We start from the raw sequence: 25,097 nt of genomic DNA on the forward strand, positions 1-25,097 counted from the left end.
TCTCAGTCCTCCCCGGCCTTGCGACCCTGCGCGAGCAGCATCGCCTTGAATTCGTCCACGCTCATGCCGGTCTGCTGCGCGCCCACATCCTGCACGTTGAGGCCGAAGATGCCCGCCAGCTTGGCAAGGTAGTAGATGTTGCCGCCCGCCTCGATCATGGCGAGGACATTGCGCGCGCGCACCGCGGCGAGTTGCTCGGAGCTCAGACCATAGCGCTGGCAATAGGCGTCCTCGTCGGCGAGGAAGGCCTCGCGGTTGGCCGCCTCGTTGAAGGAGAAGCACATGGCGTTGAGCGCGTAGCCCTTGGCCGCCGCGCAGCCATCGAACAGATGCGTGCCGAAGATCGGCGCGCTGTCGCCCGGCGGCGGCGGGGTATCGGGTGCTAGGGTCATTCGGGCTATCCTCTTTATCCGGTCCTGTTAGATCGGAAACGAGGATAGGCGCGCGGGAAAGCCCCGTTCTTGATCGCGATCAAGCGCCTTGCTAGACGCGCGGGATCGGATGATACTTAGCCTGAACTTATGGCTACTCCGCGGTCCAGCCACCATCCACGACAAGGCTCGTGCCGGTCATCATCGCCGAGGCATCGCCCGCCAGGAACAGCACCGCGCCCATCAGGTCCTCGGGCGCGCCGATGCGGCCGATCTTGATCTTCTCCAGAACACTGGCCTTGAACGCCGGGTCCTCGAAATAGGGTTTGGTAAGAGGGGTTTCGATGAAGGTCGGGGCAATCGTGTTGGAGCGGATGCCGTGGACGGCGAGGTCCAGCGCGAAGGCCTTGTTCATGCCCTCCAGCGCCCACTTGCTGGCGCAGTAGAGCGCGCGGTTGGGGCCGCCCACATGGCCCATCTGCGAGCCCATGTGGATGAGGCTGCCCTTGGTGCGCGTCGCCATCATCCGCTCCACGCAGGCCTGCGCGACGAAGAATGCGGCCCGGACGTTGAGGTCCATGACCGCATCGAAATCATCTTCGCTCGCCTCCCACATCGGCTTGGGGCGGTTGGTGCCCGCGTTGTTGAGGAGGACATGGAAAGGTTCGCGCGCGGCGAAGAAGGCGCGCACCGCGCCCGTGTCCGAGACATCGAGCGGGGCCGCCTCGGCCCGGTAGCCCGCCTCGCGCAACTGGCTGGCGGCGGCCTCGATCTCGCGTCCGGTGCGCGCCACCAGAGTCACCTCGGCCCCCGCCTCGGCCAGCGCGGCCGCGGCGGCAAGGCCGATCCCGCGGCCTGCCCCCGTCACCACCGCGCGGCGCCCGTCGAGGCGGAAACTGGGTGTCACAGGAAGCGGCGTGGAGGGCGGGGTCATGGCGGGTCTTCTCATTCCAACAGGGGGGCAAAGCTGCGCACCGGTCGCCCTAGCCCGAAAAGGCCCTTCCTGTCAGGCTTTGCGCGCGCCGCTGTCCGGAATGCGAATTTCCCGCCGCTCAGGCGAAGGCGAGGTCGACCACCGTGCGCGTGGTGCCCTGCGCGATCTCCAGCGCGACCCGTCCGCGCGCATCGACATCGCGCGCCGCCCCATTGATGCGCAGGCCACGCCTTTGCTCCCGCCCACGCCCGAGCGTGAGCAGGCTGGTGCGCGCGGGGCCCGCCGCGTGTTCGAGCACGACACGGCACCGCGTGCCCGAGGACACTACTTCGATGGCCTCCTCGCGCGCGAAGCGCACACCGGGTGCCAGCTGCAGATCGAACGCCGCGTCCTGAAGGCGGACGTGGAAACGGCGGCGCACCCCGTCGCGCGGGACCACGCGCAAGCTCCCCCCTGCCTCCTCAAGGCGTCCGCAATGGGCGATACGCCCCAGCAGCGGATCGTCGGCAAGGGTCGTCGCGGCCGCGCGCAAGGCGCCGCAGAACCCCAGGTCGATCTCGCACGAATAGTACCAGGACCCGTGCCAGTGCGGCTGGTCGAGCCAGGTCTGCCCCAGCGCCGCGGGCTCGAACCCGCCGCCCGCCGCGCCGTCGTTGGCCTTGCCCGGATACCAGTACCCGTGGTCGCTTTCGGGTGTCCCGCTGTTGAGCAGCGCCCAGCTGCTCAGCGTCGAGGCATGCCCAAGACGCAGCAGCGCGTGGGGGTCCGGCGCATCGTGGAGCGCGTAGTCGAGCACGCCCCAGCCGCCCATCTGCGCCATGTAGGTCAGCGTATAGGCATCGCCGCCCTGCCCGCGGTAATCGCTGCCAAGGTAATAGTAGGAAGGCTCCAGCCAGCCCCGGCAGAACAGGTTGGCGGCAAACTGGCGCTCGCGAAAGGCGCGGGCGCGTTCGGGCGCGAAGGTGCCGGGCCGCTCCAGCGCGTAGCGGGCCATGGCCTGCGTCGATTCAAAGCCGGTGGAATCGAAGGCGTATTCCGAGACGAAGAGGTCCTCCACCTCCTCCACGAAGTGGCGCACCTTGCGCTCCCAGAAGCCGCGCAGTTCGCCCGCCCAGACATCCTTGCCTTCGGCCTCGAGCGCGTCGATGAGCTCGGGCAGGACGATCTCGTTGTAGTAGCCGATATTGTTCGCGTCCCAGCCGACCAGCGTGTCGGGCACGGTGAACATCGCGCGCGCGGTGCCAAAGGCGCGTTCAAGGTATGCGTCGGCCGAAAGTCGTGTCGAGACGCCCGGATGGAGCCGCGCGGCGCGGTACATCCCGAAGTACATGACGACGATGTGCGGGTAATCGTAGGTGCGCCACAGGTGCTCGCGCCCCTTGGGGCCGGGGTCCTCGCTCTCGCGGTTCCGCTTCCAGTCGAGGATGCCGTAGATGCCGTAAGGCCAGGGCTCCTCGGTCGTCTGCTGGAGACCGCCCCAGACGAAGTGCGCGATATACTCGTCGAGCGCATCGATCTCGGCCTGGACCGGGTATTCGGCAAGCTTGGCGCCGAGGAACGCGGGCTTGGACAGGCCCGGATCATCGCAGGTCACCTCGTAGATGCGCCAGCCCCCGATGCGGTCGTAGTTGTCGGGGCCCAGCAACACCTCGCTCTGCATGTTCCATTCGGCGAGAAGCCCGTTGTACCACATGGCGGGATCGGTGTGGCGGTGGGCGGCGATGAAGGCCCCGCGCTTGGCGATCATCGTCTCGACCGGTTCGGTCGCGAAGAATTCGAGAGTCGTGCGCGCGCCGTTTTCCTGCACCAGCGTCAGGTGGTTCTCGCCCAGCCGTGCAAGTTCCACGCGGTAGAGCTGGCGCCCCGCCCGCGTCCCCAGCGCGGTGATGCGCGTGTCGCCGGGATGCTCGGCCTCGATCCGGGCGATGGGAATGCGCGAGCCCAGCGAGAGCGTGACCGCAAGATCGGTGGGCACGGTCATGCCCGGGCTCAGCTCGACATCGACAAGGCCGCGCTCCGCAATCGCGGCGCGCATCTGGGCATAGCCTTCGACCAGCGCAAAGGTCACACCGCGCTGCGCGCGCGCGCCTGCGGCAAGGTGCAACGACGTCGCGGGAAGGCGCCAGCGCGAATGGGCCTTGCGCACCTCGTCCACCGCGCGCGCGGCGTGGAAATAGACCTGGTAGCAGGGGCCCTCGCGGCGAAAGCCCTCCCAGTATTCGAGCGCGCTGCCCTCCTGCGGGAACATCGCCAGCCAGGGCGTCGCACTGTCCTTGCGCTGCCAGAACACGTGCGAGCCCGCGCCCGAAATGAAGCTGTGCTTCAAGAGCCCCTGCGGGTCCTTGCCGTCGCTTGCCTGCAGCTCGTTGATCGGCAGGCCCAGAGCCAGATCGCCCAGTTCGAGCGCCTCGCCGCCCGTGTTCGCCAGATCGAGCGTGAGGGCAAGATCGCCCCCCTCCAGCGCGAAGCGTACGACAAGGACCAGGCCCGCGCCCAGCGCATAGCGGGTGGCGAGCGTGTTCGCGGTCGCCTCTGCGACGTCGCCCGCCAGCGCCGTGGTGGCGAAGGTGCGCCATTCGCCCCCGCCGAGGCGGAAGCGTCCGCGCACCTCGCCCAGACGTCCGCCGGCGCGAATGAAGTCGCCAAGCGCCTCTTGGCCTGCGGCGAGCAGACTGGTGACGCAGCCACCCTCGCATCCGGTCACGAAGGCCGCCCCCTCCTCTGCCAATGCGCGGCTGACGCGGCGCACGCCCGGCTCGGCCGCGCGGGCGATGGCCGGGGCGAGCGCGGGCAGCGCCAGCGCGCCGACACCGCCTTTCAGAAGCGCGCGGCGCGAGGCCGTAGGCGAGCCGGTAGAAGCGGCGAAACGGACACGGGGGGAAGTCATCCGGGCATCATCCAGGTCTGCCACGCGAGCGGGCCGAGCGCCGCTTCACGTGTGGGCAAGAGGTCAGGCGAAACGGGAAAGGGCGAAGGGCGCGAGCGGCAGGCTGGTGCGGCGACCATCGAGCATCTCGGTCACGAGCCGTCCGGTGACAGCGGCCAGCGTCAGCCCCAGGTGCTGGTGCCCGAAGGCGTAGTAGAGGTTATCCGCGCGGTCCGAACGGCCAATCGCGGGCAGATAGTCGGGCAGGGTCGGGCGCGCGCCCATCCAGCGCTGGAACGGCCCGGTGATTGGCAGGCCAAGCTCGGCGATGTGGCGTTCCAGCCGCGCCCACTTGCGCGGGTCGGCGGGGGCATCGGCGCGCGCGAACTCGACGAAGCTCGCCGCCTGCACGCACGTGCGGTAGCGCGTGACGATCATCGCGCGCTCCTCGTAGACGACGGGCGGCAGGTCCTCGGGCCAGTGCTGCGCGTCGGCGCGCACGTGATAGCCCCGCTCAGCGATGATCGGCACCTTGTGGCCGACAGGCGCCAGCAGCGCGACCGAGCGTACGCCCGCGCAGACCACCACCTGGTCACACTCGACGCCCGCGATGGAGATGCGTCGGCCCTCGCGCACCAGGCGCCCCTCCCCCTCGATCCGCGTGCCGCCGCGCGCGGCAAAGGCGGCGTGAAGCGCCCCGCGCAGTTCATCCAGATCGGCGATCTGCGCGGTGCCGGTAAAGCGCATGGCGCCTGCAGGGTGCGCGGCACCGAGCGCCGAAAGACGCGCCAGATCCGCTGCCGAGGCGGGTGCGGCACTGGCGGTGCCCGTGTCCGCCGCCGCAAGATCGCGCGTGCCTTCCCGCGCGGCGCGTTCATCCAGCCAGGTCACCAGGTGCCCACCTTCGCGCAGCAGGTCCGGTGCGCCGATCTCCTCCACTTGCGCGCGCCAGGCGGGAAGCGCCTCGGCCAGCAGCCGGGAGAGCGCCGTGCGCCCCGCCGCAAAGCGCTTCGCACCCGACGCGCCCAGAAGGCGTGTGGTGAAGGGAAGCCAGGTCGCGATCTCACGCGGGGGCAGCGCGAGCGGGCCGCCTGCGGCGAACAGACGCCCCGGTACGCTGCGCACCTGCTCCATCGAGGCCAGCGGAGCGACCTGCTCGACCGCGATGTGCCCGGCGTTGCCCCAGGACGGGGCGGCGGCGCCGGGATCGTTGTCGAGGAGGGTGACGCGGTGGCCCGCCTTGAGCAGCGCCAGCCCTGCGGACAAGCCCACAACACCGCCTCCGATGATCCCCACGTGCCCCATCAAAAACTCCGTTGACCACAAACTTATTTCGTATACGGTATATCTAATTCGACGAGGCAGCAAGACTCAATGACCCGCAAATTGTCCCTTCCCGACACTCGGCCTGGCCAGGGTGGAGCCCTGCCCAAAGGTTCATTTGCGGGAACCGGAACAACCGTCTACGTTATACGGTTGTCGCATGCGCCCTGCGGGCGTGATGCATTCCTGGAGATTTGAGTCGTGACAATTGTAGTTCGGACACTGGCAGAGCGGATTTTCGAAGTCATCCGCGAGCGGATCATCGAAGGCAAGCTTTCGGTCATGGAGCCGGTCCGGCAGGACGCGCTCGCCAAGGAGCTGGGGGTCAGCAAGATCCCGCTGCGCGAAGCGCTCGCCCGCCTCGAGCATGAGGGGCTCCTCACCAGCCAGCCCAACCGCGGCTGGTTCGTCCAGCCGATGACGAGCGACCAGGCCGAGGAAATCTACGAGCTGCGCCTCGCCTTCGAGCCCGTCGCCGCCGCACGCGGCGCGCGCATGGCCACCGAGGAAGACCAGCAGGCCGCCATCGCCGCGTTCGAACGGCTCGACACGGCCGCCAATTCCGCGCTCAGCGAAGTGGGCGTGCGCAACCGCGAATTCCACGTGACGCTGGTGCGCCCGGGGCAGCGCCTGCTCACCACCCAACTGGTCGAGCGCCTCGAAGTGCTCGCCGAGCGCTACGTCATTGCCCACCTGGAGCCCGCCGGACGCGGCAACCGCGCGCACACCGAGCACAAGGGGCTGCTCGACGCCTGGCTCGCGCGCGACGAGGACGCCGTGCGCGCCCAGCTGACCCATCACATCGCCAACACGCTCGAAGACCTTCGGGCCCATTTCGCCGTCAGCCTGACCGGCTGACGCACTGCACAGCAAGGGGACTGCATGCTCGGACCGAGAAAGACACTCGAATCTCTCGCTCACCGCGAAACCGGGCATAGCCTTGCCAAGACCCTGAGCTGGCCGCACCTCGTGGCCCTGGGGGTCGGCGCCATCGTCGGCACGGGTATCTACACGCTGACAGGCGTGGGCGCCGAGCGTGCAGGTCCCGCAGTGATCCTGGCCTTCGCCATTGCGGGCGCGGTCTGCGCCTGCGCGGCGCTCGCCTATGCCGAGATGGCCACGCTGATCCCGGCGGCGGGCAGCGCCTATACCTTCAGCTACGCGGCCATGGGCGAGACCGTCGCCTGGATCGTGGGCTGGAGCCTGATCCTGGAATACTCGCTCGCCTGCTCGACCGTGGCGGTGGGCTGGTCGGGCTATCTGGTCGGCTGGATCCAGTCGGCGGGCGTGCCGCTGGCCGAGATGCTGCTGACAGGCCCGTTCACCGGCGGCCTCATCAACCTGCCCGCCGTCCTGGTTGCGCTTGCCATCATGGGCATGCTGATCGGGGGCACGCGCGAGAGCGCGACGCTCAACATCATACTCGTCATCATCAAGCTTGCCGCGCTCAGCGTCTTCGTCGCGATCGCCCTTCCCGCCTTCCAGGCCGACAATCTCCAGCCCTTCATGCCCTATGGCTTTGGCAGCAGCGAGATCGGCGGTGCCAAGCGCGGGGTCATGGCGGCCGCGGCCATCGTCTTCTTTGCCTTCTACGGCTTCGATGCGGTGGCCACCTCGGCCGAGGAAGCCAAGAACCCGGGCCGCGACCTTACCATCGGCATCATCGGCTCGATGCTGGTGTGCACGGTGATCTACATGGCGGTGGCCTTTGCCGCCGTGGGCGCGCTCCCGTTCCAGGAACTGGGCCACAGCGCCGAGCCGCTCGCGCTGGTGCTGCGCGCGCTCGACCAGCCCTTTGCCGCGCACGTCATCGCGCTCGCCGCGATCATTGCGCTGCCCTCCGTCATCCTGGTGATGATGTACGGGCAGAGCCGCGTGTTCTTCGTCATGGCGCGCGACGGGCTGCTGCCGCGCGCGCTTGCCCGGATCAACCCGAAGACCGGTGCGCCCACGCGCATCACGCTGATGACCGGTGTGTCCATCGCGCTGGTTGCGGGGATCTTCCCGCTCGACAAGATCGCCGAGATGGCGAACGCGGGCACGCTCATCGCCTTCATCGCGGTCGGCGCGTGCCTCATGATCATGCGCCGCCGCGAGCCCGCGCTGCCGCGCCTGTTCCGCTGCCCGCAGCCCTACCTTGTCGGCACGCTCGCCATTGCGGGCTGCGCCTACCTGCTCTTCAGCCTGCCCACCGACACGCTCATCCGCTTTGCGATCTGGAACGTTGCCGGGCTGATCTTCTACTGCCTCTACAGCCGCCCGCGCAGCAGCGCCGGGCGCGATCTGGCCGCCCAGCGCGCCTGACCCTGCATACCGGGCAGGACGCATCGGCGCGTCCTGCCCCCGCCATCCACGAACCCTGAGGAGACCTCCCGTGTCACGTTCCGCCGTGATTGCCGCCGCGCTTGCCGCCGTGGCCCTTCCCTTTGCGCCCGCCGCGCAGGCCAAGACCCCGTTTGACGGCGTCTGGCTGTTCGACGAGGCCCCCGACCGCCCCGGCGTCACCATGATGGAGGTGCGCTCCAAGGGCGATGCCATCGAGGGCGAAGTCACCACCCAGTGGTATGGCCCGGTCACGATGCAAAACGCGCGCCTCGAAGATGGCACGCTCACCTTCGAGGCCACCAACATCAACGACTGGGACCACCCAACCCGCACCTGGCACGTCGCCATGGCGGACGGAAAGGTCCAGCTGACCGGCCAGATCTGGTTCAGCGAGATCGACGAGACCGGCCACAAGGGCACCGCGAAGGACGCGAAGGCGCGCGCCTTCGCGTTCACCGAACTGCCCGAGATGGGCGCGCCGATCCCCGGCACGCTGGCCCCCACCCCGCCGATGGGCTGGTCGAGCTGGAACAAGTTCGACGAGCACATCGACGATGCCACGGTGCGCGCGATGGCCGACGCCATGGTCGCGACCGGCCTGCGCGACGCTGGCTACACCTACATCAACATCGACGATGGCTGGCAGGGCACGCGCGATGCCAGTGGCGCGCTGCAGCCCAACGCCAAGTTCCCCGACATGAAGGCGCTGACCGACTACGTCCACGCGCGCGGCCTCAAGATCGGCATCTACTCCTCGCAAGGGCCCAAGACCTGCGCGGGTTACGAGGGCAGCTACGGCCACGTGAAGCAGGACGCGCAGACCTTTGCCGACTGGGGCTTCGATTACCTCAAGTACGACCTGTGCTCGGGCGAGTGGTTCTACAACGACCGCGACACCGTGGTGCGCAGCTACTACGAGATGGGCAAGGCGCTGCGCGAGACGGGCCGCGACATCCTCTTCTCGCTGTGCGAGTACGGCCGCTTCGAGGTCGGCAGCTGGGGCCGCGATGTCGGTGGCGAACTGTGGCGCACGACCGGCGACATCACCGACGACTACAAGACGATGGCCGAAATCGGCTTCGATCACAACGGCAAGCCCGAGCACGCCGGCCCCCACGGCTGGAACGACCCCGACATGCTGGAAATCGGCAACGGCGGGATGAGCGCGGACGAATACCGCACGCACATGTCGCTCTGGGCCATGTCGGCCGCCCCGCTGATGATGGGCCATGACCTGCGCGAGACGAGCGCAGACATGCTGGCGATCCTCGCCAACCGCCGCGTCATTGCGGTCGATCAGGACACGCGCGGCATCCAGGGCCAGGCCGTGCGCACCGAGGGTACGACCGAAGTCTGGGCCAAGCCGCTCGCCGACGGGTCGGTGGCGCTGGCCCTCTTCAACCGCGCCGAGGCGCCGATCACCGCGACGATGAGCGCGGGCGATGCGGGCCTGGCGAGCGTGTCGAAGGTCGAGGATCTGTGGTCGGGCGCGGTCACGTCGGGCCTTGCGGGAAGCTACGAAGTCCCCGCGCACGGCGTAGTGATGCTGCGCGTCACCGCGTAAGCGCCACGAGGGGGCGGGCCGCCCGCCCCCTCGTGGCCCATCAGAGCGCGGCGGCCTCGGCGCCGTGGGTCTGCAGCGCGTCCACGAAGAAATCGAACTGGCGGCGCGTCACATAGTCGATCGGGCCGCTCGAACGGCCGGTCGAATGTTCGCCGCCCGGCACGACCAGCAGGTCGAAATCCTTGTCCGCCGTGATGAGCGCATCGACCACCTGCATCGTCGAGGCCGGATCGACGTTGCTGTCCTGCTCGCCCACCACCATGAAGAGGCGGCCCCGAAGCTTGTCGGCGTGCTCCACGCCCGAGGCCGCAAGGTAGGACGCATCGACCGGCCAGCCGAGCCACTGCTCGTTCCAGCTGATCTTGTCCATGCGGTTGTCGTAGCAGCCCGCCAGCGCAAAGCCCGCCTTGTAGAAGTCGCCATGGAAAAGGAGCGCGTTGAGCGTGCTCTGCCCGCCCGCCGACGCGCCGTAGATCCCCACGCGCGAAATGTCGTAGGAGGGATCGTGTGCGGCGAGCGCACGGTGCCAGGCGATGCGGTCGGGAAAGCCGGAATCGGCCAGGTTCTTCCAGGCCACGTCGTGGAACGCCTTGGAGCGGTTGGCCGTCCCCATGCCGTCGATCTGGACGACGATGAAGCCCAGGTCCGCCAGCGCCTGCATCCCGATCACCTTGTCGCCGCCCGAATGGTAGCCAAAGGGCCAGAAACTCTTGGGCACGAAGCTGTCGTGGGGCCCGGCGTAGATGTTCTCGATGACCGGGTACGATTTGGCCGGATCGTAGTCGCGCGGGCGCACGACAAGGCCCCAGATGTCACTCGTGCCATCGCGCCCCTTGGCGGTGAAGACTTCCGGGGGCCGGAAGCCTGCTTCGGTGAGCCGCGTGATGTCCCCTCGCGCGATCTCGGCCACGTTCGCGCCATCCTCGGCGCGGCGCAGCACGGTGACTTCGGGCGCATCGACGCGCGAATAGGTGTCGACGAAATGGCGCATGTCGGGCGCGAAGCGGGCCTGGTGGTTGGCCCTCTCGGGCGTCAGGGCGACAAGGTTGCGCCCGTCGAAATCAACCCGGTAATAGTGCACGAAGTAAGGGTCCTCGCCCGGGGTCATGCCGCTTGCGGCAAACCAGATCCGGCGCGCCGCATCGTCCACCCGCACGACCTCGCGCACGACCCAGTCGCCCCTGGTGATCTGACGGGCCACCTTCCCGCTCTTTCCATCGACAAGGTAGATGTGGCGGTTGCCATCGCGCTCGGAGGTCCAGAGCAGTTCCTTGCCCAGGCCATCTACGTCGTGGACGAAGCGCTTTTCGCCAAAGACGAAGGTGTCCGCTGTCTCCGTCACGGCGGCGTGCGCGCGGCCCGTGGCGGCGTCGACGGCGATCACCTTGGCCTCTTGGAAACCGCGCTGCATGTAGTCGAACTCGGCGCTCTCACCATCGCGCCGCCAGCGCGGGGCGGAGAGTTCGTAGGGGTTGGGAAAGAGCGCGGGGTCGATCTCGGTCACCACGCCGGTCGCCACATCGACGAGGACGGGCTGCTCCTGGTCGATGGCATCGCCGGGCTTGGGGTAAAGCTGGGTCTGCAGGCCCGGCTGCAGCTGTCCCGCAGGCGCCGCCTCGACGCGCAGCACATGGCGCGCGAAGCCCGGGCGCACGCGGTAGATCATCAGGTGGCGGCTGTCGGGCGACCAGGCGATGGTCTCGGGATCGTAGAAGTTGCCCTCGGTCCCTGTCGCCGTGCGCAGGCGCACTTCGCCCCCTTGCGCGCTGCGCACAAGGAGGTTGCTGTCCTCTACCAGCGCCTCCAGCGCGCCATCGGGTGAGACACGCGGGGTGTTGTCGGCGGGCACCGAGAGATCGCGCACCACGCCAAAGCCGCGCGGGCGTCCAGGAGAGGACAGCTTGCGGCAGGTGTAGTCGGCCAGATCGCATTCGTAGGGCGTGTAATCGATATGGAAGCGGATCGTCTGGCGCGCGGCGTCGGTGAAGCTGAACTCCTCGAACGGCAGGCGCAGCGGCGCGATCTCGTGGCCGAGCAGGTGGCCCAGACCTTCGGCGAGCCGGGCATGGTCAAAGGAGGGCGCGCGGGTCAGGCCGTCCAGCGCCACCGTCTCGAAGGCAAAGCCGCCTTCCACCGTGCGGCGGTAGGAGAAGGCCGTGCTGTCCGGCGTCCAGCTGGCGGGCCAGGCAATGCCGCGCGTCAGGTACTGCCAATCCTCGCGCAGGTGTACCGAACGTGCGATTTCGGCGCGGGTGGGCTCGGCGTGGGCCGGAGAGGCGAGAAGCCCCGTCGCGAGCGCGGGAACGGCAACCGAGAGCGCCAGCGCAAGGCCAAGGAGCGGGGAACGGGACGCAGCGGACATGATGGGCAACCCTGTTGTTTTCGTGGTGCGTGGGGCCCGCCAGCAGGGCCCGCTCTACAAATGCGAAGCGGGGGCGAGGTTATCCCCCCGCCCCCGCCGTACTTGGATCAGGTGACCTGGAAACCGTCCCAGAACCTGTCCTCGCGGTCGATCCAGATGGTGTTGAACCCGGTGGCTATGGCCGAGCCTTCGATCGAGGGCACGATGGCGGGCGTGTCGCCCAGCGTGACCTCCTTCTCGACGCGTCCGATGAACTGGCTGCCGATGTAGCTTTCATGGACGAAGCGGTCCCCGACCTTGAGCTTGCCCTGCCCGGCCAGGTGGGCCAGGCGCGAGGACGTGCCCGTCCCGCACGGGCTGCGGTCGATGGCCTTGTCGCCGTAGAACACCGCGTTGCGCCCGTCCGCGCCCTCGCCTTGCGGAACGTCGGCCCACAGGACATGGCTGACGCCGCGGATGGTGGGGTCGAGCGGATGGACCGGCTCGAACGCGGCGCGCACCGCCTCGCGCACGCGCGGCGAGAGGGTGAGGATCTCGCTCGCGCTCATCGCCTCGAGGCCCGTGTAGGCGCCCTGCGGCTCGACGATGGCATAGTAGTTGCCCCCGTAGGAGACATCGACGGTGAGCGGGCCGAGCCCCTCCACGTCGATCTCGATCCCGCGCGCGGCGACATAGGAAGGCACATTGGTGATGCGCACCGAGGTCACCTTCGCGCCTTCGACGGTGTAGGCGATCTCGATGAGCCCGGCGGGGACCTCCACGCGCAGGCTGCCCGGTGTCGCGGGCTGGATCAGGCCATGCTCAAGCCCGAAGGTGATGATGCCGATGGTCCCGTGCCCGCACATCGGCAGGCAGCCCGAGGTCTCGATGAAGAGAATGCCGATGTCGTTGGCGGGATCGGTCGGGGGATAGAGGAACCCGCCCGACATCATGTCGTGGCCGCGCGGCTCGAAGCACAGCCCGGTGCGGATCCAGTCGAAGCGCTCCAGGAAGTCCTGGCGGCGCTCGGACATCGTGGCCCCTTTCAACAGCGGAGCCCCGCCCGCGACAAGGCGGACGGGGTTCCCGGCTGTGTGACCATCGATGCAGAAGAAGGTGTGTCGCATCGAGGTTCCTGTATCAGGCGACGACGGGATCGGCGAGCACGGGCCGCGTCGCGGCTGCCTTCTCGACCATCGCGATCACCTCGGCGCGGCGTGCGCCGACCAGCGGCTGGCGCGGAGGCAGGACACGCTCGGACCCACGGCCCATGACCTGCTCGGCCAGCTTGATCGACTGGACGAGGTCATGTTCGGCATCGAGGTGCAGGAGCGGCATGAACCAGCGGTAGATCTCCAGCGCCTTGGCGTGGTCGCCGCGCTGGAAGGCGTTGACCAGTTCCACCGATTCGCGCGGGAAGGCGTTGGTGAGGCCCGAGACCCAGCCCTGCGCGCCCAGGTACAGACCTTCGAGCGCCACGTCGTCGAGCCCGGCGAAGAGCACGAAGCGATCGCCGCACGCGTTCTTCACGTCGGTGAAGCGGCGGCTGTCGGGGGCCGATTCCTTGACCGCGACGATGTTCTTCACATCGACCAGCGCCTCGAGCACCTCGGCGGTGATCTGTGTGCGGTAGGCGGGCGGGTTGTTGTAGAGCATGATCGGCAGGCCGGTGCTGTCGGCGACGCCCTTGAAGTGGGCGACCAGCTCGTGCGGCTGGGGCACGTAGACCATGGGCGGCAGCAACATGAGGCCGTCCGCGCCGATCTTTTCGGCCTGCTGGGCCCAGCGCGAGGCGCGGCGCACGTCGTATTCCGAAACGCCGGTGATGACCGGAACGCGCCCGGCCACGGCCTCGACGATGCCGGTCAGGACTTCGACCTTCTCGTCGAATTCCAGCGAGTTGTTCTCGCCCACCGTGCCAAGGGCGATGACACCCGTCACGCCGTCACGAATAAGATCGTCCACGACGCGCTGCGTATCGGCGACGTCGATCGACAGATCCTCGCGCACCTGCGTGGTAACGGCCGGGAAAACGCCCTTCCAATCAATTGACATGAAAACTGTTCCTCAGGAGGTGAAATGCGAATATCGAGATATCGTATACGATATCATAAAAGGTCTAGCAAGAGCACATTTGGACCAGGCGACGATCAGGCCGCGCACACCGCACGGCTCACCGCGCGGGCGACATCGTGCGCCCGAGCGGTGGCACGCTGCGTGATCAGTCGGGGATCTGGACGACGACCTGGAGTGTCCCGGCATTGTCCTTGAAGGTAATGTCGTTGAAGCCCAGGCTAAGCCCGCGCGCCTCGTCCGGCACGCCCACCCGCACGCCCGTCCCGACCGGGAAGGGCCTGCCCACCGGGCGCCCGTCTTCATCGGTAAAGACCGCCATGAGGGCATGGCGATAGACCGGATAGAGGATCTTGGGCGTGTAGAGGCTGGGATAGACCCGCTTCTTGACGCGCAGGTCATCGGCCGCATCGCCCACGATGCCTTCCGGCCCGACCTCGGCCCCCTCGACCAGGGTCACGCCGCCGGACACCGGAAAGATCGCGACATTCGCCCCGGCCAGATCCTCGAAGCCCATGATCTGCACCGGGGCCTCGCCGTCGCCCTTGCCAAAGGACATGCCTTCAAAGGCATCCTCGTCCCAGGGCTGCGCGCGCGCGTCCACCTCGACCGTCACGTCACGGGCCAGGCCCGGCCCCGAACTCACCGCCGCCAGCGCGGCGAGAAACGTCAGCCCCGCCTTCATTGCGCCTGCTCCTGTTCAAGGATGACACGGGCTTCGGGCACATGGACCTCGACGAGGAGTTCGCCTTCGTTTTCATGGAACACATCGTCGTTGATCCCGAAGGTGATGGCTTGTGCCCCCTCGGGGACCTGCCGCGCCGTCTCCCGGCCGATCAGGAACGGCGCGCCGATGACCTTGCCATCCGCGCTGACGAAGGCACCGATCAGCGCGTTGAGGTGCGCAGGGTAGTCCGCCTTGTCGAGGTAGTAACTGGGAAACAGCCGCCCCGAGCCGCCCGGGCGTTTTTCCGTCACGTAGTCGATCTGCCCTTCGGGCCCGAACCGCGCGCCGCCCGGCAGGGTCGTGGTCTCGCCGTGCGCGCGAAAGGTGATGGTGCTGCCTGCGATGAGGCTTGCGCCAAAGAGCATCGCCGGGCGCGTACCGTCGCGGATGCCGAAATCCATGTCCTTGTTGATTGCCGGGCTCCAGGGCATCGTCCGCCCGGAGACCTTCACGGTAAAATCCTGGGCTTGCGCGGGGAGCGCGGCCAGACCGGCAAGCCCTGCCAGCGCTGCCGCGCGAAAGGAGTAGCGCATGGGATCCTCCTGTTGATGGGTTGCGCCTCAAACGAAAACGGAGCCGTACCTCGTGGCAGGGTACGGCTCCGTTCGTCATTCGGTCACGCGATGCGTGTGATCAGAAGCGGAAGCGCACGCTGGACTGGATGGTGCGGGCCAGTGTGCGCACGCCCAGCGGCAGCAGCGCCTGGTTGCCGTGGTAGCGGTACACGTCGTTGCCCAGGATGTTCGACGCCTCGACCGAGAGGGTCATGAACTTCACCGGCGTGTAGTTGATCGCCGCGTCCAGACGCTCGGTCGCGTCCTGATAGGGCGAATATTCCGGATTCTGGTTCCAGATACCCATGCGGTAGGACGAGCGGTAGTTGTAGGCCACGCGCGCGCTGAACTGCGGGGTATCGTAGAACAGCGCGGCGTTCGCGGTCCACTTCGAGGTGTTGGGCGAATCGAAGGCACCGGGGAAATCCTCGGGGTAGGGATACTCGATGCGCGCCTTGAAGATATGGCTGGCATTGAGGCTCACACCGAAGTTCTTGAGGATGCCCGGCGCAAAGTCGAAGAAGGTCTGCACCGTGCCTTCCAGGCCGATGAACGTGCCATCGCCCGCGTTGCGCTGCATCTCGACGTAGCCGAAATCGGAGTCGTAGTCGGCAAGGTCGATGCCGTAGCTGAGCATCTCCTCGGCATCCGCGTCGTTGCGGTCATAGTACAGGAAGTTCGAGGCCTTCTTGTAGTAACCCGCCAGCGAGATCTGCCCGCCACGCCCGAAGTAGTATTCCGCGCTCGCATCGAACGAATGCTCACGCTGCTGCTTGAGCGAGGGGTTGCCCGCAAAGACGATCGGCGGCGTCGAGCGCGTCTCGGCGAAGTAGAAGGGACGCGAATCGTAGAAGCTGGGACGGAACACGTTGGTGCTGTACGACAGGCGCAGCTGGACCTTGGGATCGAAGTGCAGGATCGCGGTCGCGGTCGGCAGGATCGCAGAGTAGTTGCCCTTGCCCGGCGAGACCTGGACGATGTCGAGCCAGCCGTTGTCCTCGTTGCCCGGACGGTAGTTGTAGCTGGTGGACGAGCCCCAGGTGTTGGTGAAGCGCGCGCCCGCAAGGCCGTCGATGGGAATGCCGGCCAGCTCGAACCCGTAGTTGACCTGCGCGTAGGCCGCGAAGTTCTTCTCGTTCGATTCGAAGGTCTGGCCCTGGTCGCTCGGCGGGTAGAGGCTGGAGAAACGCTGCGCGTTGCCCGGATCGTACTCCTGGATGTACTGGCGGATCTCGGCGACATTCGCGCGCGTGATGGCGCCCGGAATGCGCAGCCATTCCATGCTCGATCCGCCGATGTCGGGCCCGACCATCGAGGCATCGCCGAAGCCCGGGAACGTCTCGAAGGGCGCGAAGGTGCCATCGACGCGCGGGAAACCGTCGCGGTAGCCGTAGTAGCGATCGACCTTGCGCTGGTTGTAACGGCCACCGACCTGCAGCGTGCGCAGGAAGCCGTTGTCACCCAGCTCGATCGTCATGTCGGCCTGGGCGGCGAATTCCTTGTTGTTCGAACCGCCGCGGTTGTCCTGGAAGCGGTCGACGACGTACTGCGAGGGATCGGTCAGATCCACGTCGTTGAAGGAAATCGAGGGCGCGCCGCGACCATAGATGTCCGAATTGAAGTTGACGTCGGCCGAGGTCAGGTTCTCGGGCCGCAGGATCGTCTCGACGAAGTAGTTGCCCTCGTTCGACCAGTTGTACTGGACGCTGCCGTGCAGCGTCACGCGGTCCGAGTGCCAGTTGGCCTCGAAGTTGGTGGTGTAGAGGTTGGAGTGGAACGAGTTGTACTGCGTGTCGATACCCGCAGGCAGGCCGTTCGCGTTGCTCACCGTGGCCGAGGCGATCGTGCGCCCGTCGTCCATCATCACCACGTTGCTCAGGTCCTGAACCTGCATGTCCTGCACATAGAGGCGTTCGAGCGCGCGCTTCTCGCGCGAGCCGATGTAGCCGCCCTCGAGGACGAACTCGAGGTTGTCGGTGGGCTTCCACTGCAGCACGCCATTGATCGAGGGGCGCTTGGTGTTGCCGTTCTCCAGCCCATAGTAGGCGCGGTAGGGGATGATCCCGATGGAGCCATCGTCCAGTTCACGCTCGAAGGGCGATTCGCTCTCGATGTAGTTCTCGCGGTAGATCGTGCGCGTCCACGAGGCGTTCACGAGGAAGCCGATCTCGCCGATGCCGGTGTCGAAGCGGTTGGCCAGCAGCAGCGAGCCATAGGGGCTGACCTTCTCGGAAATGTCGTCGTAGGACCCGCGCACGCTGCCCGCGATGGTCCAGCCATCCTCCAGATCGAAGGGACGGCGCAGCTCGACGTTGACGGTACCCGCGATGCCGCCTTCGACCTGGTCGGCGCTGCGGGTCTTGTAGACGTCAACCTGCTTGAGGAGCTCGGCCGGGATGTCGGCGAGGTTGAGCGAACGCCCGTCACCCAGGTTCGTCTGGTTGCCGTTGACCGTGGTCTGGATCTCGGAAAGACCGCGAATGGTGACGCTCTGCCCCTGGCCCCGCGCGCGGTCGATCTGGACGCCGGTCACGCGGGCAAGCGCTTCGACGACGTTGTTGTCGGGCAGCTTGCCCACGTCCTCGGCGACGACCGAGTCGACGATCTGCTTGGAGTTGCGCTTCTTCTCGGTGGCCTCTTCGACCGCCCCGCGCACGCCGTTGACGATGATCGGATCATCGCCTTCCAGGCTGGATGCGTCCTCGGTCTCCGCGGGAGCAGCCGCATGGGCCACCATGGGTGCCGACGCCATGGCAACCAGCGTCATCGCGCTGGTCACGTGCAAAAATCCCCTGAACCTCATTTTGATTCCCCTTCACCGTAGTGTTCTTGTTACCCCTATATATCGTATACGAACTATAATATTTGGTATGAGTCAAGGGATTTGTCATGGTTGGGAAACACGCTCCGGCCTATCTCACAACCGCAGAAAATCTTTGATTTTCAACAAAAATGGCGGACCTGGTTGCCCAGCCCCGCCATCTTCATGCCACCTTCAGGCAAAATTTTGTCCGGCAAATAGCGTCAGCCGCAGGGCTGTGGTGCCGGGGCATCCTCTGCGCGGGGACGGGGCAGCGCGGCCTTGGGCGCGAGCGCTTCGAACTCCTGCACGGCAAGGCCTGCGTGCTCGCCGCCTTTGCCCGAGGCCTCCAGCACCGCGCGCAGGCACCGTGTGGTGACGGGCGCGAAGGCGACCTCCTGGAAGCGGCCCGGCTGCGTGCCGTAGGGTCCCTCGGCCTTGACCGGCGCCCAGCCCCTGGCCGCCGCGTCCCAGTACTCAAGATGCCAGGCCGCAGGCGGCGCCACCCCGATCGACGCACCGGCAGGCTGGTCGTTCCAGAACCACAGGCGAGCGCCATTGAGCGTGACCGGCGCGTCCCAGGCATAGGATATCCACTGGCTGGGCGGATTGTCCGGACGCCAGCTGCCCCACATCTCGGGCGGTAGCGGGTTGGCCCTGGTCACCCCGTCGTTGAGCGCAGCGATCCAGTACTGGACCGGCACGGGCGTATTAGAGGCACCGGGCATGGCGGCGGCGGCCATGTTGCGGGTGGGCTCAGGCGCAGGGCCTTCCCGGCGCGTGGGCACCACCTCGCGGATGCGCGCGGGACGGACGCTGTCGTCCCACTCCAGCTTGTCGAGCGCGACCGAGCGGCGGAAGTGCCCGCCCCCTTGCGCATCGGCGGTGTGGTAGGCGAGGTACCACTGCCCCTTGAACTCGGCCGCGCCCGGGTGCGAGGTGGTGGAGGAAACAGGCTTCAGCACCACGCCGCGATAGGTCCAGGGCCCGAAGGGCGAAGGCGCCGAGCCATAGCCGATGCAGGCGTGGTAGACCGCCGGCGTGCAGTCGGAATCGGGCCCCGCCTTGTTGCCCGCATAGAGCATGTAGTAGGTGCCCTTGCGCTTCAGGATCCAGGGCGCTTCGAAGAAGCCGGTAAGCCCCGTGATCTCGCGCTCGCGCCCCTTGGTGTGGACCATGTCGGGTTCGAGCTCGATCGCGCGCACCTGCCCGAACGTGCCCCAGTAGAGGTAGACCTTGCCATCCTCGTCGATGAGGACGGTGGGGTCGATGTTCTGGATGTCCTTGGCCACCGGCACTCGCTGCGAGATGATCGGCCCTTCGGGGTGCGCGTCGCGCCAGGGACCGGTCGGGCTGTCGGCCACGGCCACGCCGATCGCGAAGCGGTCCTTGGCGTCGGAATCCTTCTCCAGCACCGGGGCATAGAAGTAGTAGCGCCCATCCGGCCCCGGCACGATCTGCCCGGCGTAGGCGCGCCCTTCCTCGGCCCAGTCGAACACCACATGCGGGCGCGCGACGGCCGGGTAATGCGTCCAGTCGCCCGAGGCCGGGTCCTTCGTGGTGAGCAACTGCCATTCGGGCATGATGAAGTCGTTGACCTCGGGCTCGGCCATGTCGCGCCCGGCGAGGATCCACAGCGCATCCTTAGCCACGAACGGGGCCGGGTCGGTCGAATAGTAGTCCCCGTCCGCCAGGATCGGGTTGCCCGGCACATGCAGCTCGCGCGGCGCGGGCGCGGTTGCGGTGGTGGTGTTGGCGGGCGCGGAGACGGGCGCCTGCTGCGCACAAGCGGGCAGCGCCAGCGCGCTCGACAGGAGCGCGCCCACAAGAGCGGTACGTATCATGGTGTCATTCCTCGTCGGGATAGGGGCCCACACCGCCCTCGGCGATGAGCTGGTCGACGCGCGCGTCGATGAGCGGAAGCGGCACCGACCCGATCTCGAGCACGGCATCGTGGAAGGCGCGGATGTTGAACTTCTCGCCCAGCGCCGCCTTCGCCTTCGCGCGCGCGTCGAGGAAGGCGAGTTCACCCATGTAATAGCTGAGCGCCTGCCCGGGCCAGGAGATGTAGCGGTCGACCTCGGTCTCGATCTCGTGGTTGGAAAGCGCGGTGTTGCTGCGCAGGTAGTCCTGTGCCTCTTCGCGGGTCCAGCCCTTGGCGTGGATGCCGGTATCGACCACCAGCCGCGAGGCGCGCCAGGCCTGATAGCTCAGCATCCCGAACAGGTCGTAGGGCGTCTCGTACATGTCCATGTCCTCGCCCAGCGCCTCGCAGTAGAGCGCCCAGCCCTCGCCATAGGCCGAGAGGTACGTGTCGCGCCGGAAGGCGGGGAGCGCGGTGTTCTCGGCCGCGAGCGGCATCTGGAAGGCATGGCCCGGCGCGCTCTCGTGCAGGGTCAGCGCGACCTGCGAATAGAACGGACGCGAGGGCAGGTCGTAGGTGTTGACGAGATAGATCCCCGGACCGCCGCGCCCGCCGGTGTAGAAAGGCGCGATGTCATCGGGCACCGGCTTGATCGCAAAGCGGCTGCGCGGCAGGCGCCCGAAATACTGCGAGGCCTTGCCGTCAAAGCTCTTGGCGATCCAGGCCGCGCGGTAGAGGAGCTCTTCGGGCGTTTTGGGATAGAACTGCGGATCGGTGCGCAGGTGCTCGAAGAATTCGCCCAGCGTGCCCGTAAAACCGACCTCGCGCATGACATCGTCCATGCGCGCGCGGATCCGGGCCATCTCGGCGAGGCCCAGCTGGTGGATCTCCTCGGGCGTCTTCTCCAGAGTCGTGAACTCGCGGATCTTGGAGAGGTAGTAGGCGCGTCCGTCGGGCAGCTTGTCAGCACCCAGCGAGGTGCGCGCGGCGGGTGTGTACTCGTTGCGCAGGAAAGCCAGCAGCTTGCCGTGCGCGGGGATTACGTCCGCCTTGATCACGCGCAGCGCGTCGGCCTCGATCTGGGTGCGCGTGGCCTGGGGAATGGTGTCGGGAAGGTCGGCGAAGGGCGCAAAGAAGACGTTCTCCTCGCTCGCGCCCGCCGCAATGACCTGCGCAATGCCCTCGTCGCGCCCGGCCAGCGTGACGCGCGGCGCGGTGAAGCCGCGCGCGATGCCGGCGCGCATGTTCGCAATCTGCTGGTCGTAATAGCGCGGAATATCGCGCAGCATCGCCAGCATCGCGCGCGCACCCGGCTCGTCCTTGACCGGCTCGCGCACACGGGCCGCCAGGTTGCCCCAGAAGCTGGTGTCGGCGTTGAAGGGCTTTTCGTAGTCACGGTACTGCTGCTCGGTCAGCAGCGCGTCGATCTGATTGGCGTAGACCGCGTAGTTGATCTGGTTCTCACGCGAAAGCGCGGCGGTGTCGATCCTGGCGAGCTTCGCCTTGACCTTGCTCCAGCGCGCCAGCTTTTCCGCCTGCGCCTCGGGGCCGACATCGGGCAGCGCCGGGGTGTCCTGCGGGTTGTCCTCGTCCGGGCCCCACAAGGAGCGGCGCCATTCCCATTCGCTGGTGTAGAGCGCCTCGAACGCGGCGTCGGCCGCAGACGTAGCTTTCGCCCCGGCCTCGCTCGCGGGCGCGGCGGGCGCGGCGGCCTCAGTCGGCAGCGGCGCCATCGCCAGTGTCGTTGCCGCCAGAAGCAGCGCGCGCAGGGCCGGTCGTTGCATGGGTCTTGCCTTTTTGCAGGAGGTCGAGAAGTTCGGCGTGGAAGGCGGCCGGGATGCGTAGCCCCCTCTCCATGGTTTCGCGGCGCGCGGCGATGCGACGGGCGCCCGGAAGGCGCGCGCCCTGCCCTTCGATGGCCGCAAACATGGTCTCGCCGTGCGCGAGGTATTCCTCGACCCGGTCGCCGAGGAAGCCCGCCGGATCGATGGCGATGAGAAGTTCCCCGCCCAAGGGCGAGCCGCCGCGTCCGGCGTCGCTGGCAAGCGACTGCGCGCTCGTCATGTCGCCGATCAGCGGCCCTGCGATGAGTTCGACCATGGCCGCGAGCGCGGACCCCTTGTGCCCGCCGAACGTGCGCATGGCCCCGTCGAGGACGGCCTTGGCGTCGGTCGTCTCGCGCCCTTCGGCATCATAGCCCCAGTCGGCGGGCACGGGCTTGCCCGCACGGCGGTGCAGTTCGATGTCGCCGCGCGCGATGACCGTGGTGGCGAAGTCGAAGACAAAGGGCTCGCGCCCCGGCCGGGGCCAGGCGAACGCGATGGGATTGGTGCCGAAGACCGGCCTGGTGCCGCCCGCTGGCGCCACCCAGGCGTGGTTGGCGGTGAAGGCGAGCGCCACCAGCCCCTCGCGCGCCAGCGCCTCGACCTCGGGCCAGAGCGCGGCAAAGTGCACCACGTTGTTGAGCGCCATGGCCGCCACGCCCTTGGCCCGCGCCTTTTCCACCAGCAGCGGCACGCCGCGCGCGAAGGGGAGCTGGGCAAAGCCCCCCTTCCCGTCCACCCGCACCAGCGCGGGTGCAGGCTCGCTCACCTCCGGCACGGCGTCGGGCGTCACCACGCCCTTCTCCACCGAGGCGGCCGCCACCAGCAGACGGTAGAGGCCGTGCGAGGTGCACCCGTCGCGCTCGCCCGCCACCATCGTCGCGGCGACGGCGGCGGCGTGATCGGGCGCCAGGCCCCAGGCCTCCAGCACGTCGCGCGCCAGGGCATCGGCCTCCTCGAGGGTCAGGTCTACGGTATCGGTCATGGAAAAGATGCGGGCCTTGTTCGTGGCAGCCGGGAGGGCTGCGGTTACGTCGCGGTGCCAGGCTTGGCGGTGAAGAGGCGAACCCCGAAGACCGGCCCTGCGGTGTTGCGCTCGTGCGGCACGAAGCGCACGCGCACGCTGTCCTTGTCCTTGGTCAGCGCCTGCGGGAGCGGGTACTCGACATCGAAGAACTTGCCGGGGCGGTCCTCGCCCAGAACCTGCGTTGCCACCTTCACCCCGTCAACGAGGATGTCGAAGGCGCGGCCACGCTCGCTGCCCCAGTAGGTCGCCTGGAGCAGCAGCGGCCCCGGCTTCACCTTCATCGAGAATTCGAAGAAGCCGCCCGAGCGCGCATCGCGCCCGTTGCGCCCGCGGTAGGCGGCGGGCCAGGAGTTCTCCGAGATCAGGTTGTGGTCGCGCTCGGGCTGCATTTCGCCCAGGTGCATGACGTCGATCGAACGTGCCGCAACGTCCTTCTGGCGGGCCTGCTCGGCCAGGTAGGCGGCCTCTTCCTGCTTCCACTGCCCTTCGCTGAAGCGCTTGAAGTAGATCGCGCTGCGGCGCTCGTACTGGCTGTAGAAGGGCACGAAGTTGCGGTCACCCGGGCGCACGATGCCGCGCGTGACATAGCGCGGGCGGTCCGAGACGATGGGGTAGAAGGCCTCCAGCGGGTTCTCGCCGACCATTGCAGGCTCAACGTCCTTCCACTCCATCTCGACAGGGCCAAGGTCGGCGGCCATGACCATCGGCCCGCGCAGGACCGAGACCACCTCGGGCGCGCCGGGCGCGGATTCGAGGCGCAGGTCGAGCGGCAGCGAATAGTCGATCACATCGCCCGCCTGCCAGCGGCGCTCGATCCGCACATAGCCGTTCACCGGCGTGACCTGGACCACTTCGCCGTTGATGCGCAAGCCCACCGCACCCTGGCTCCAGCCCGGAATGCGCAGCGCGAGCGCAAATTGCGAGGACTTCACCGTCTCGAGCGTCAGGCGCACGTCGCCCTCGAAGGGGTAGTCGGTCGCGAGGCTCAGGGCGACGCCCTTTTCCTTCCAGACCGCGCGCGAGGCGATGAACAGGTTTACAAAGAGCGTGTCCTCGCCCTGCCAGTAGATCGAATCGCCGTGCTTGGCATGGCTCTCCATCCCCGAGCCGACACAGCACCAGAAGCCTTCCTCGCCCGGCTGCGAATAGCCGCGCTCGGCCCCGCTCATCATCGGCGTCATGTAGGTGAAGCCCGCGTTGTGCGGGTTCTGCGCGGACAGCACGTGGTTGAGGTGCGCGCGTTCGTAATAGTCGAACAGCGCCGCCTCGGGCTGCCAGGAATAGAGCTGCCGGGTCAGCTTGAGCATGTTGTAGGTGTTGCAGTGCTCGCAGGTGGACTCGGTCAGGTGCTGGGCGATGGTGTCAGGCTCGGAGAAGTACTCGCGGTCCGCATTGCCGCCGATCACGTAGCTGTGGTGCTGCGTGACGATGTCCCAGAAGAAGCGCGCGGCCGTCGCCGGGGCCTTCTCGCCGGTCAGCTCGTGGATGCGGCCAAGGCCGATCAGCTTGGGGACCTGCGTGTTGGCGTGGAAGTTCGCCAGCTTGTCTTCCTGCGCAACCAGCGGGTCGAGCACGCGCTTGTCGTAGATGCGCTTGGCGATCTGCATCCAGCGCGCATTGCCGGTGCGCGCGTAGAGTTCAGCATAGCTTTCGTTGAGACCGCCGTATTCGCAGCCCAGAAGCTCCTGCATCTGCGCCTCGTCGAGCGCGTCGAACATGTCCGCAAAGTAGGCGGCCAGCCCGATCAGGACGTTGAGCGCCTTGTCGTTGCCCCAGGCCGCGTGGATGTCGAGCAGGCCGGCGAACATCTTGTGCACGGTGTAGAGCGGCGACCACGAGCCGTTGAGGTCGAACCCACCCGACTTGATGATGCCCTCGCGCACCTCGTCGAAGACGGTGATGCCATCGACAATCTCGCCATCCTTGGTCTTGCGCCCGAGCGCGCCGATGTAGCCGTTGCCGCGCGCGGCCTGGCAATCGGCCAGCTCGTCAACGATGTAGTCGGCGCGGCGGCGGCATTCGGCGGTGCCGCGCTGCTGCCAGGTGAGGACCAGCGCGGTCATGTAGTGGCCGAGCGTGTGCCCCGCGATCGTGTCCGATTCCCAGCCGCCGTAGATCTCGGCCCTGGGTTCGAGCCCGGCGTACTTGCGGAAGTTGTGCAGGAAGCGGTCCGGGCTGAGCGAGAGCAGGTAGCCCTCGTTGACCTCGACCGCGGTGGCCCAGTCGGACGCGGTGAGGCGCACGTCGTTGAGGGGCAGAGGCGTTGCCCGCAGGGGCATGACCGGCTTCACGACCGCGGCGAACCCGCGCGGCGCCACTCCGCACAGCGCAAGCGCGGCAACCCCAGACATCCATTGGCGCCGACTGGCTTTCATCCCGAAACACTCCTATCGAATATCGTATACGTTATTGATAGCCTGAGTGATCGCCGAGTCAATCCCCTGTGGGCCACCCCCGAAACACACCCCAAGGCCGCAGAAACACAGGAGCAAGTGACGCACACCA

General features: G+C 67.5%; 17 protein-coding genes. 3 read left to right on the forward strand and 14 right to left on the reverse strand.

Translation table 11 applies throughout. The features are described 5' to 3' along the window. Nucleotides 1-2: 2 nt before the first annotated feature. The 4 genes from HT578_RS09530 to HT578_RS09545 form a co-directional block, all read right to left on the reverse strand. A complete protein-coding gene (locus HT578_RS09530) occupies nt 3-392 on the reverse strand; it encodes a protocatechuate 4,5-dioxygenase subunit alpha (RefSeq protein ID WP_213503748.1) in 390 nt (129 codons plus the stop codon). A gap of 133 nt (nt 393-525) precedes the next feature. Continuing rightward, nucleotides 526-1,305: an SDR family NAD(P)-dependent oxidoreductase gene (locus HT578_RS09535; RefSeq protein WP_213503749.1), complete on the reverse strand. Its 780-nt coding sequence runs from the start codon at nt 1,303-1,305 to the stop codon at nt 526-528. A 118-nt stretch (nt 1,306-1,423) separates the two neighbouring features. Next, nucleotides 1,424-4,192, reverse strand: a complete 2,769-nt coding sequence (locus HT578_RS09540) for a DUF5695 domain-containing protein (protein ID WP_213503750.1) — start codon at nt 4,190-4,192, stop codon at nt 1,424-1,426. Between the two features lie 63 nt (nt 4,193-4,255). Further along, on the reverse strand, nt 4,256-5,476 hold the full coding sequence (locus HT578_RS09545) for an NAD(P)/FAD-dependent oxidoreductase (RefSeq protein WP_213503751.1): 1,221 nt from the start codon (nt 5,474-5,476) through the stop codon (nt 4,256-4,258). Between the two features lie 219 nt (nt 5,477-5,695). Here HT578_RS09545 and HT578_RS09550 point away from each other — a divergent pair, with 219 nt between their 5' ends. The 3 genes from HT578_RS09550 (at nt 5,696) to HT578_RS09560 (ending at nt 9,383) form a co-directional block, all read left to right on the forward strand. Next, nucleotides 5,696-6,352, forward strand: coding sequence for a GntR family transcriptional regulator (locus HT578_RS09550; protein WP_039390751.1), 657 nt, complete (start codon nt 5,696-5,698; stop codon nt 6,350-6,352). A 24-nt stretch (nt 6,353-6,376) separates the two neighbouring features. Further along, entirely contained in the window at nt 6,377-7,798 is a 1,422-nt protein-coding gene (locus HT578_RS09555) for an amino acid permease (RefSeq protein ID WP_213503752.1), read from the forward strand. Nucleotides 7,799-7,868: 70 nt separating this feature from the next. After that, nucleotides 7,869-9,383, forward strand: a complete 1,515-nt coding sequence (locus HT578_RS09560; RefSeq protein WP_239026574.1) for a glycoside hydrolase family 27 protein — start codon at nt 7,869-7,871, stop codon at nt 9,381-9,383. Nucleotides 9,384-9,423: 40 nt separating this feature from the next. On the opposite strand, the gene HT578_RS09565 is transcribed toward HT578_RS09560, so the two are convergent. From HT578_RS09565 to HT578_RS09610, 10 genes are all read right to left on the reverse strand, one after another. Further along, a complete protein-coding gene (locus tag HT578_RS09565; RefSeq protein WP_213503753.1) occupies nt 9,424-11,745 on the reverse strand; it encodes a DPP IV N-terminal domain-containing protein in 2,322 nt (773 codons plus the stop codon). A gap of 107 nt (nt 11,746-11,852) precedes the next feature. Beyond that, the gene (locus tag HT578_RS09570; RefSeq protein ID WP_213503754.1) at nt 11,853-12,851 is read right to left on the reverse strand and encodes a 4-hydroxyproline epimerase; all 999 of its coding nucleotides are present in this window, start codon (nt 12,849-12,851) and stop codon (nt 11,853-11,855) included. Nucleotides 12,852-12,864: 13 nt separating this feature from the next. Then, entirely contained in the window at nt 12,865-13,779 is a 915-nt protein-coding gene (locus HT578_RS09575) for a dihydrodipicolinate synthase family protein (protein WP_213503755.1), read from the reverse strand. A gap of 166 nt (nt 13,780-13,945) precedes the next feature. Beyond that, nucleotides 13,946-14,482 carry a hypothetical protein gene (locus HT578_RS09580; RefSeq protein ID WP_213503756.1) on the reverse strand — a complete coding sequence of 179 codons (537 nt, stop codon included), beginning with the start codon at nt 14,480-14,482 and terminating at the stop codon, nt 13,946-13,948. Then, on the reverse strand, nt 14,479-15,057 hold the full coding sequence (locus tag HT578_RS09585; protein ID WP_213503757.1) for a hypothetical protein: 579 nt from the start codon (nt 15,055-15,057) through the stop codon (nt 14,479-14,481). The genes HT578_RS09580 and HT578_RS09585 overlap by 4 nt, the downstream gene beginning before the upstream one ends. 100 nt (nt 15,058-15,157) lie before the next feature. Beyond that, nucleotides 15,158-17,857: a TonB-dependent receptor gene (locus tag HT578_RS09590; protein WP_213503758.1), complete on the reverse strand. Its 2,700-nt coding sequence runs from the start codon at nt 17,855-17,857 to the stop codon at nt 15,158-15,160. Nucleotides 17,858-18,102: 245 nt separating this feature from the next. Next, a complete protein-coding gene (locus tag HT578_RS09595) occupies nt 18,103-19,722 on the reverse strand; it encodes a family 43 glycosylhydrolase (protein WP_213503759.1) in 1,620 nt (539 codons plus the stop codon). Nucleotides 19,723-19,726: 4 nt separating this feature from the next. Continuing rightward, a complete protein-coding gene (locus tag HT578_RS09600) occupies nt 19,727-21,526 on the reverse strand; it encodes a DUF885 domain-containing protein (RefSeq protein WP_213503760.1) in 1,800 nt (599 codons plus the stop codon). Further along, nucleotides 21,456-22,550 carry an Ldh family oxidoreductase gene (locus tag HT578_RS09605; protein ID WP_213503761.1) on the reverse strand — a complete coding sequence of 365 codons (1,095 nt, stop codon included), beginning with the start codon at nt 22,548-22,550 and terminating at the stop codon, nt 21,456-21,458. The genes HT578_RS09600 and HT578_RS09605 overlap by 71 nt, the downstream gene beginning before the upstream one ends. A 44-nt stretch (nt 22,551-22,594) precedes the next feature. Beyond that, nucleotides 22,595-24,943: a glycoside hydrolase family 127 protein gene (locus HT578_RS09610; protein WP_239026575.1), complete on the reverse strand. Its 2,349-nt coding sequence runs from the start codon at nt 24,941-24,943 to the stop codon at nt 22,595-22,597. Between the last annotated feature and the right edge of the window lie 154 nt (nt 24,944-25,097).

The organism is Novosphingobium decolorationis (genome assembly GCF_018417475.1).
Lineage (GTDB): Bacteria > Pseudomonadota > Alphaproteobacteria > Sphingomonadales > Sphingomonadaceae > Novosphingobium > Novosphingobium decolorationis.

What these genes read in the sequence shown, in the direction of transcription:
- HT578_RS09530 (WP_213503748.1), bottom strand. Translation starts at nt 392, where the DNA reads ATGACCCTAGCACCCGATACCCCGCCGCCGCCGGGCGACAGCGCGCCG.
- HT578_RS09535 (WP_213503749.1), bottom strand. Translation starts at nt 1,305, where the DNA reads ATGACCCCGCCCTCCACGCCGCTTCCTGTGACACCCAGTTTCCGCCTC.
- HT578_RS09540 (WP_213503750.1), bottom strand. Translation starts at nt 4,192, where the DNA reads ATGACTTCCCCCCGTGTCCGTTTCGCCGCTTCTACCGGCTCGCCTACG.
- HT578_RS09545 (WP_213503751.1), bottom strand. Translation starts at nt 5,476, where the DNA reads ATGGGGCACGTGGGGATCATCGGAGGCGGTGTTGTGGGCTTGTCCGCA.
- HT578_RS09555 (WP_213503752.1), top strand. Translation starts at nt 6,377, where the DNA reads ATGCTCGGACCGAGAAAGACACTCGAATCTCTCGCTCACCGCGAAACC.
- HT578_RS09565 (WP_213503753.1), bottom strand. Translation starts at nt 11,745, where the DNA reads ATGTCCGCTGCGTCCCGTTCCCCGCTCCTTGGCCTTGCGCTGGCGCTC.
- HT578_RS09570 (WP_213503754.1), bottom strand. Translation starts at nt 12,851, where the DNA reads ATGCGACACACCTTCTTCTGCATCGATGGTCACACAGCCGGGAACCCC.
- HT578_RS09575 (WP_213503755.1), bottom strand. Translation starts at nt 13,779, where the DNA reads ATGTCAATTGATTGGAAGGGCGTTTTCCCGGCCGTTACCACGCAGGTG.
- HT578_RS09580 (WP_213503756.1), bottom strand. Translation starts at nt 14,482, where the DNA reads ATGAAGGCGGGGCTGACGTTTCTCGCCGCGCTGGCGGCGGTGAGTTCG.
- HT578_RS09585 (WP_213503757.1), bottom strand. Translation starts at nt 15,057, where the DNA reads ATGCGCTACTCCTTTCGCGCGGCAGCGCTGGCAGGGCTTGCCGGTCTG.
- HT578_RS09595 (WP_213503759.1), bottom strand. Translation starts at nt 19,722, where the DNA reads ATGATACGTACCGCTCTTGTGGGCGCGCTCCTGTCGAGCGCGCTGGCG.
- HT578_RS09600 (WP_213503760.1), bottom strand. Translation starts at nt 21,526, where the DNA reads ATGCAACGACCGGCCCTGCGCGCGCTGCTTCTGGCGGCAACGACACTG.
- HT578_RS09605 (WP_213503761.1), bottom strand. Translation starts at nt 22,550, where the DNA reads ATGACCGATACCGTAGACCTGACCCTCGAGGAGGCCGATGCCCTGGCG.
- HT578_RS09610 (WP_239026575.1), bottom strand. Translation starts at nt 24,943, where the DNA reads ATGTCTGGGGTTGCCGCGCTTGCGCTGTGCGGAGTGGCGCCGCGCGGG.